The 6,304-nt window shown below is 71.5% G+C and carries 6 protein-coding genes; 4 read left to right on the forward strand and 2 right to left on the reverse strand.

Annotation, left to right across the window (positions count from 1 at the left end):
* Positions 1-126 precede the first annotated feature (126 nt).
* The 3 genes from IG74_RS0120485 (at position 127) to IG74_RS0120495 (ending at position 4,083) form a co-directional block, all read left to right on the forward strand.
* Entirely contained in the window at positions 127-1,671 is a 1,545-nt protein-coding gene (locus tag IG74_RS0120485; protein ID WP_030679054.1) for an HtaA domain-containing protein, read from the forward strand.
* Between the two features lie 49 nt (positions 1,672-1,720).
* Entirely contained in the window at positions 1,721-3,253 is a 1,533-nt protein-coding gene (locus IG74_RS0120490; RefSeq protein ID WP_030679056.1) for an HtaA domain-containing protein, read from the forward strand.
* Positions 3,254-3,345: 92 nt separating this feature from the next.
* A complete protein-coding gene (locus IG74_RS0120495) occupies positions 3,346-4,083 on the forward strand; it encodes a PhzF family phenazine biosynthesis protein (protein WP_078868904.1) in 738 nt (245 codons plus the stop codon).
* Positions 4,084-4,189: 106 nt separating this feature from the next.
* Here the strand turns inward: IG74_RS0120495 and IG74_RS0120500 are convergent, their stop codons facing one another.
* Complete coding sequence (locus IG74_RS0120500; RefSeq protein ID WP_030679063.1) at positions 4,190-4,876, reverse strand: heme oxygenase (biliverdin-producing); 687 nt, start codon at positions 4,874-4,876, stop codon at positions 4,190-4,192.
* A gap of 161 nt (positions 4,877-5,037) precedes the next feature.
* Complete coding sequence (map, locus tag IG74_RS0120505) at positions 5,038-5,895, reverse strand: type I methionyl aminopeptidase (protein ID WP_030679068.1); 858 nt, start codon at positions 5,893-5,895, stop codon at positions 5,038-5,040.
* A gap of 68 nt (positions 5,896-5,963) precedes the next feature.
* Between map and IG74_RS0120510 the strand changes: the two genes are divergently transcribed.
* A complete protein-coding gene (locus IG74_RS0120510) occupies positions 5,964-6,188 on the forward strand; it encodes a hypothetical protein (RefSeq protein WP_030679072.1) in 225 nt (74 codons plus the stop codon).
* Positions 6,189-6,304 lie beyond the last annotated feature (116 nt).

The raw sequence follows: 6,304 nt of genomic DNA on the forward strand, positions 1-6,304 counted from the left end.
GTTCCCTGATGACGAGATCTTAGTTTAGGTTAGCCTTACCTAACGATCTAGGCCTCGCTGGTCACTGCTCGGCGCTTCTCGCGCCTGTTCGTCATTGCTCGTCACCGTTCCTCTTGGAGGGGTCCCATGCCGTCGTCCAGACCGTCGCGAGCGCGCCGCGGCCACGGCGCCCGCGCCATCGTCGTGGCTGTTCTCGCCGGACTCGCCGCCGCGCTGCTCCCGGCGGCCGCCGCCCACGCCGAGGAACGCACCGTGCGCGGCGGCAGACTCGACTGGGGCATCAAGTCCTCTTTCCAGAGCTACGTCACCGGGCCCATCGCGCACGGCAGTTGGAACCTCCAGGGCGGCGCCGCCACCGTCGGCGGCAGCCAGTTCCGCTTCCACTCGGCCCAGGGGTCCTACGACCCGGCGAGCGGGGCCTTCAGCGCCGGGTTCTCGGGCGGGGTGCACTTCACCGGCCACAAGAAGGGCTCCTCGTACCAGCTCGACCTGACGATCAGCCGCCCCACCGTGAAGGTCTCCGGCGGCTCCGGCACGCTCTACGCCGACATGGTCAGCAAGGCCAAGGGCACCGGGAAGGTCACCTCGACCGCGCAGGTGCCGCTCGCCTCGCTGAACCTCTCCGGCATCAACATGAAGGGCGGCTCGGGCCCGATCGCCCTCACCAACATCCCCGCCACGCTCACCGCGCAGGGCGCGAAGGCCTTCGCCGGGTACTACACGGCGGGCACGCGGCTCGACCCGGTCAGCCTCTCCACGGACCTCGCCGCGGCCACCGGCAAGAAGCCCGCCGACAAGCCGTCGAAGAAGCCCGGGGATCCCGGTGACTCCGGCGCCAAGGACAGCAAGGACGGCAAGGACGGCAAGGACGGCAAGAAGGACGCCAAGGGCAAGAAGGCGAAGGCCGCAGGGCGCTTCGAGGACGCCGCCGTCGACTGGGGCGTGCGCCGCACCTTCCGCGAGTACGTCTCCGGATCCATCGCCAAGGGCAAGTGGACCCTGACGTCCGGTGCCCAGGACGGTGGCGCGCTGTTCCGCTTCCCGCGCGGCGAGGGCTCGTACGACGAGAAGAAGCGCACCCTCGACGCCGACTTCACCGGTGCCGTCCGCTTCACCGGGAAGCACGGGCTCGACATCGGCCTGAGCCGGGTCGCGGTCGGCGTCAAGGACGGCAAGGGCACGCTCTACGCCGACGTCGACAGCGGGGACTTCACCAAGAAGAAGGCGCCGCTCGTCACCTTCACCGGCGCCGGTCTCGCGGGCCTGAAGCCCAAGGACGGCCTCATCGCCGTCACCGAGGCGCCCGCGAAGCTCACCGCCGACGGGGCCAGGGCGTTCGGCTCCATGTACAAGGCGGGCACCGCGATGGACCCCGTCTCGCTGGCCGTCGCCGTCGACGAGAAGGCGGAGCTGCCCGCGCTCCCGGACCTCGGCTCGGCCGCGGAGTCCGGGTCCGCGAAGTCCCCGGACGCCGCGAAGGACGCCCGGCCGAAGACGGAGCAGGCCGCGAAGTCCGCCGACGACACGTCGGACTCGTCCGCCGCCCTGCCGATCACCGTCGGCGCCGTCGCCGCCCTGCTCGTCGCGGCAGCGATCGCCTTCGGCATCGTCCGCAAGCGGCGCGCGACCCGCACGGCGGGCACCCCGGACGACTCCGTCGGCACCCCCTGAACCACCTCACCCCCACCTCCCCCTCCCTCCACGCAAGGAGCACACTGACATGGCTGCCCCCCGCCGCCCCATAGTCCGTGCGGCCGCCGTCGCCACGGCCGTCGCGCTCGGCGCGAGCGCGCTCACCCTCCCGGCGTTCGCCGCCGACGAGCCCGCCGCGGAGCCCGCCGCCGGATCCCCGAAGGCGCCGCCGGTGTACAGCGTCGTGGACGGCACGCTGAACTGGGGCTTCAAGCAGAGCTTCCGCGACTACGTGGTCGGCATGGCGCGAGGAAAGATCACCACCAGCGGCGGCGCCCAGCAGGCCCCGAGCAACGGCGTGTTCACCTTCGGCGGCGCCAAGGGCACGTACGACGTGGGCAACCACGCCCTGAAGACCTCCTTCAAGGGCGGCGTCCGCTTCACCTCCACCCTGCACAAATTCGACATCACCATCGCCGACGTGAAGGTGCACACCAAGGGCAAGACCGGTGCCATCCAGGCGGACGTCTCCCTCAACGGCGCCAAGCAGAACGACATCGACCTCGCCACCCTTGACCTCAACGGCATCCAGCCCGGCCACGGCGAGGGCGGCGCGGTGACGTTCAAGGACGTCCCGGTGAAGCTGACCGCCAAGGGCGCGAAGGCCTTCAACGGCATGTACCGCAAGGGCGAGGTGCTCGACCCCGCCACCCTCACGGTGAAGCCGGGCGCGCCCGTCCCCGGCCCGAAGCCGACCCCGTCGACCCCCACGAAGCCGAAGCCGACCCCGTCCACGCCGACGAAGCCGAAGCCGACCCCGTCGACACCCGCCAAGCCGAAGAAGGTCGTCGGCGGCAAGATGTCGTGGGGCCTGAAGGAGAGCTTCCGCCGCTACATCTCCGGGGGCGGCAAGATCACGACGGCCGGTGGCGCCAAGAAGAAGTCCAACGGCTTCGACTTCCCGTACGCGAAGGCGAAGTGGAGCGCGAGCGCCAAGACGGTGGACGCCTCCTTCGGCGGCAGCGTGCGGTTCCGGTTCCAGGGGCACGGCATCGACATGACGTTCAGCGACCTCAGGGTCAAGGCGAGCGGCAAGAAGGGCACGCTCTACGCCGACGTGAAGGCGCAGGGCCGCACCCGTGACGACGTGAAGTTCGCGACGCTCGACCTGTCCCGCGTCTCGTACGCCGCCAAGAACGACGTGGTGCTCCTCAGCAAGGTCCCCGCGAAGTTCACGGCGGCGGGCGCGCGGCAGTTCGCCAACGACACGGTGGGCTCCCCCTACAAGGCGGGCGACCCGATCGACCCGGTGACCGTCGCGCTCACCCTGTCCGACCGCGCGAGCATCCCGCCCGCCGCGGGCTCCTCCGGTTCGACGGGGTCCTCCGGCTCCGGCGCGTCCGGCATGGGCGGCGACACCGGGCCCGCCGGGTCCGTGGGCGGCGGCGGTTCCGTCGGCGGGGACACCGGTTCCCTCGCGGACAACGGCTCCCTCGCGGAGACCGGCTCCGAGATCCCGTCGGGCGCGCTGTTCGGGATCGCGGGCGCGGTGGTCGCGGCCGGCGCGGGCGCCGTGTACGCGGCGCGGCGGCGCGGTCCGGGGCACGGCGTGCGGGCGTGACGCCGACGCCCTGAACCCGGCCGGGGTGTGACGACCCCAACTCCTCGTCCGGCGCCGCACGTACGTGCGGCGCCGGATGCTTGAATGCCGGAATGACCGAAGAACAGGGGCCGGGCGCACCCGGCGCAGCGGACGGGACGGACGTGCCCGTCGGGTCCGACGTGCACGCCGGAGTCGACGTCCTGCGGGTCTTCTGCGGCCCCGACGGCCGGTACGGCAACGAGCTGGGAGTCGTCAGGAACGGCGGCCGCGTGCCCGCGCGCGAGGCACGGCAGGCGCTCGCCGGGAAACTCGGCTTCAGCGAGACGGTGTTCGTCGACGACCCCGAGCGCGGGCACATCGACATCTACACGCCCACCACACGACTGCCCTTCGCCGGATACCCCTGCCTCGGCGCCGCCTGGCTGCTCGACGTGCCCGAGCTCGTCACCCCCGCCGGGGTCGTCGAGGCGCGGCAGGACGGGGAGTTCACCTGGATCGCGGCGCGGGCGGAGTGGGCGCCCCCGCGGACGCTGCGCGCGTACGGTTCGGCGGCCGAGGTGGAGGCGCTCGCGGTGCCGCCCGCCGGGGAGTGGATCTACGCCTGGGCGTGGGAGGACGAGGCCGCGGGGCGGGTGCGGGCGCGGGGCTTCCCCGGGCGGAACGACGGCATCAGCGAGGACGAGGCCACCGGCGCGGCGGCCCTCCTGCTGACCCACCAGCTGGGCCGCGCCCTCAACATCACGCAGGGGCGCGGCTCCCAGATCATCACGGCGCCCGGGCCCGGGGACCTCATCGAGGTGGGCGGCCGCGTGGCCCTGCCTTCGCACGCCACTTGGCCGTCGGCCTGAACGGGGCCGGGCCATCCGGACCTCGCGCTGCCGGAGTATCAAGCCCGTCCGGCGTTCGAGGACGAGCGCGCAGCGCGAAATGCGGTTGCCCGGCCCGGTCAGAGGGCTACGCCACGCGCGGGAACTCCGTGGCGAGGTCCCGGAACAGGGCCGTGTTCAGGGCGAACGCCCGCTTGCACTCGTCGACGATCCGGTGCCGCTCCAGCTCGTCGGGAACGGTGACCTCGATCCGGTCGAGCAGCTCGCGGTACTCCCGCTTGAACGCCGCCGGGTTGGAGATCCCCTCGAAGACGTAGAACCGCACGCCGTCGCCCTTGCGGGCGAACCCCCAGGCCTTCTCCGCCCTGCCCCGGATGATCTGCCCGCCGGAGAGGTCGCCGAGGTAGCGGGTGTAGTGGTGGGCGACGTACCCGCCCGGCCATGTCCGCGCGCACTCCTCGACCCGTGCCGCGTACGCGGCCGTCGCGGGCAGCGCGGTGGCGCGCTCGCGCCAGCCCGCGCCCCGCAGATGCGTGAGGTCCCGCTCCAGCTCGGCGACGCGCAGCAGCTCGGGCTGTATGAACGGCCCGGCGACCGGGTCGTCGCGCAGGGCCTCGGCGCCGCCTTCGAGGGCGCGGTAGACGAACCACAGCTGTTCCGTGTAGCGCGCGTACGCGTCCACGCCCAGACGGCCGCCGAGGAGGTCGCTCATGAACGTCGACGTCTCCGCCTCCGTGTGCTGTTCGTGGGACGCGGTGCGGATGAGCGTCGAGAACGAGAGCGGTGCGGTGGGCTGAGGAATCGCCGAGTCCATGCGGGACCTCCGGATGCCGAGGGGCGGGGAACCAGTGTGGCCAGCACCGATCATCCAAGTTAGGCTTACCTAAGTCAACTGGTTCCCGACGCCCTGTCGGTAAAAACGTTACGCGCCCCTCCGATTCGCGGCAGCGTGAGAATTCTCGGCGGCGCGGGGATTCAGGGCAGCGTGAGGATCTCCGCCCCGGTGTCCGTCACCACCAGCGTGTGCTCGAACTGCGCGGTGCGCTTGCGGTCCTTGGTCACGACGGTCCAGCCGTCGTCCCACATGTCGTACTCGTGCGTCCCGAGCGTCAGCATCGGCTCGATGGTGAACGTCATGCCGGGCTGGATGACCGTGGTCGCGTGCGGGCTGTCGTAGTGCGGGACGATCAGGCCGGAGTGGAACGACGTGTTGATGCCGTGGCCGGTGAAGTCGCGGACCACGCCGTACCCGAAGCGCTTCGCGTACGACTCGATGACACGGCCGATGATGTTGATCTGACGGCCGGGCCTGACGGCCTTGATGGCGCGGTTCAGGGACTCGCGGGTGCGCTCGACCAGGAGCCTCGACTCCTCGTCCACGTCGCCCACCAGGTACGTCGCGTTGTTGTCGCCGTGCACGCCGCCGATGTACGCGGTGACGTCGAGGTTCACGATGTCGCCGTCGCGCAGGACCGTGGAGTCCGGGATGCCGTGGCAGATGACCTCGTTGACGGACGCGCACAGGGACTTGGGGAAGCCGCGGTAGCCGAGCGTCGAGGGGTAGGCGCCGTGGTCGCACATGTACGCGTGCGCGATGCGGTCGAGCTCGTCGGTGGTCACGCCCGGCGCGATGGCCTTCGCGGCCTCCTCCATCGCGCGCGCGGCGATGCGGCCCGCCGTGCGCATCAGCTCGACGGTCTCCGGGGTCTGCACCTCCGGCCCGGTGTACGGCGTCGGGGCGGGCTTGCCGACGTACTCCGGGCGCCGGATGTTCCCGGGCACGGAACGGGTGGGAGAGAGCTCCCCTGGTTCGAGCAGTGACTGGCCAGACATGCCAGCGAGTCTAACGAGCGCGGATGGGGCAGCATGGCGGGAGAGAGCGGGGGAGACGGGAGCTGGCCATGGCGCTGTTCAAGAAGCGGACCGCCGGGAAACCGGGGGAGTGGTACTACTGCCTGGAGCACAAGAAGGTCGAGGAAGGCCCGGAGTGCCCCGGCAAGGACCGGTTCGGTCCCTACGCCTCGCGGGAGGAGGCCACCCACGCGATGGAGACCGCGGCTGAGCGGAATCTGGAGTGGGACACGGACCCTCGCTGGCACGAAGGCCCCTCGCGATCGGACCCCTGACCCCGGCCCTTTCCCACCCGCCCACCCGATACTCCCCGGCTTCGCGGGCCGGGCCCTGACGCTTCGCGCTGCGGCCGGGTGGGTGGCTCCGCCGCTACCGCGGCGGGCTTTTTCCC

Origin of the sequence: Streptomyces sp. NRRL B-1347, assembly GCF_000720325.1 — a bacterium.
In the GTDB taxonomy this organism is placed as follows: Bacteria; Actinomycetota; Actinomycetes; order Streptomycetales; family Streptomycetaceae; genus Streptomyces.

Excerpts from the sequence above, each read along its gene's own strand:
- IG74_RS0120485 (WP_030679054.1), top strand. The coding sequence starts at position 127 with ATGCCGTCGTCCAGACCGTCGCGAGCGCGCCGCGGCCACGGCGCCCGC.
- IG74_RS0120490 (WP_030679056.1), top strand. The coding sequence starts at position 1,721 with ATGGCTGCCCCCCGCCGCCCCATAGTCCGTGCGGCCGCCGTCGCCACG.
- IG74_RS0120495 (WP_078868904.1), top strand. The coding sequence starts at position 3,346 with ATGACCGAAGAACAGGGGCCGGGCGCACCCGGCGCAGCGGACGGGACG.
- IG74_RS0120500 (WP_030679063.1), bottom strand. The coding sequence starts at position 4,876 with ATGGACTCGGCGATTCCTCAGCCCACCGCACCGCTCTCGTTCTCGACG.
- map (WP_030679068.1), bottom strand. The coding sequence starts at position 5,895 with ATGTCTGGCCAGTCACTGCTCGAACCAGGGGAGCTCTCTCCCACCCGT.
- IG74_RS0120510 (WP_030679072.1), top strand. The coding sequence starts at position 5,964 with ATGGCGCTGTTCAAGAAGCGGACCGCCGGGAAACCGGGGGAGTGGTAC.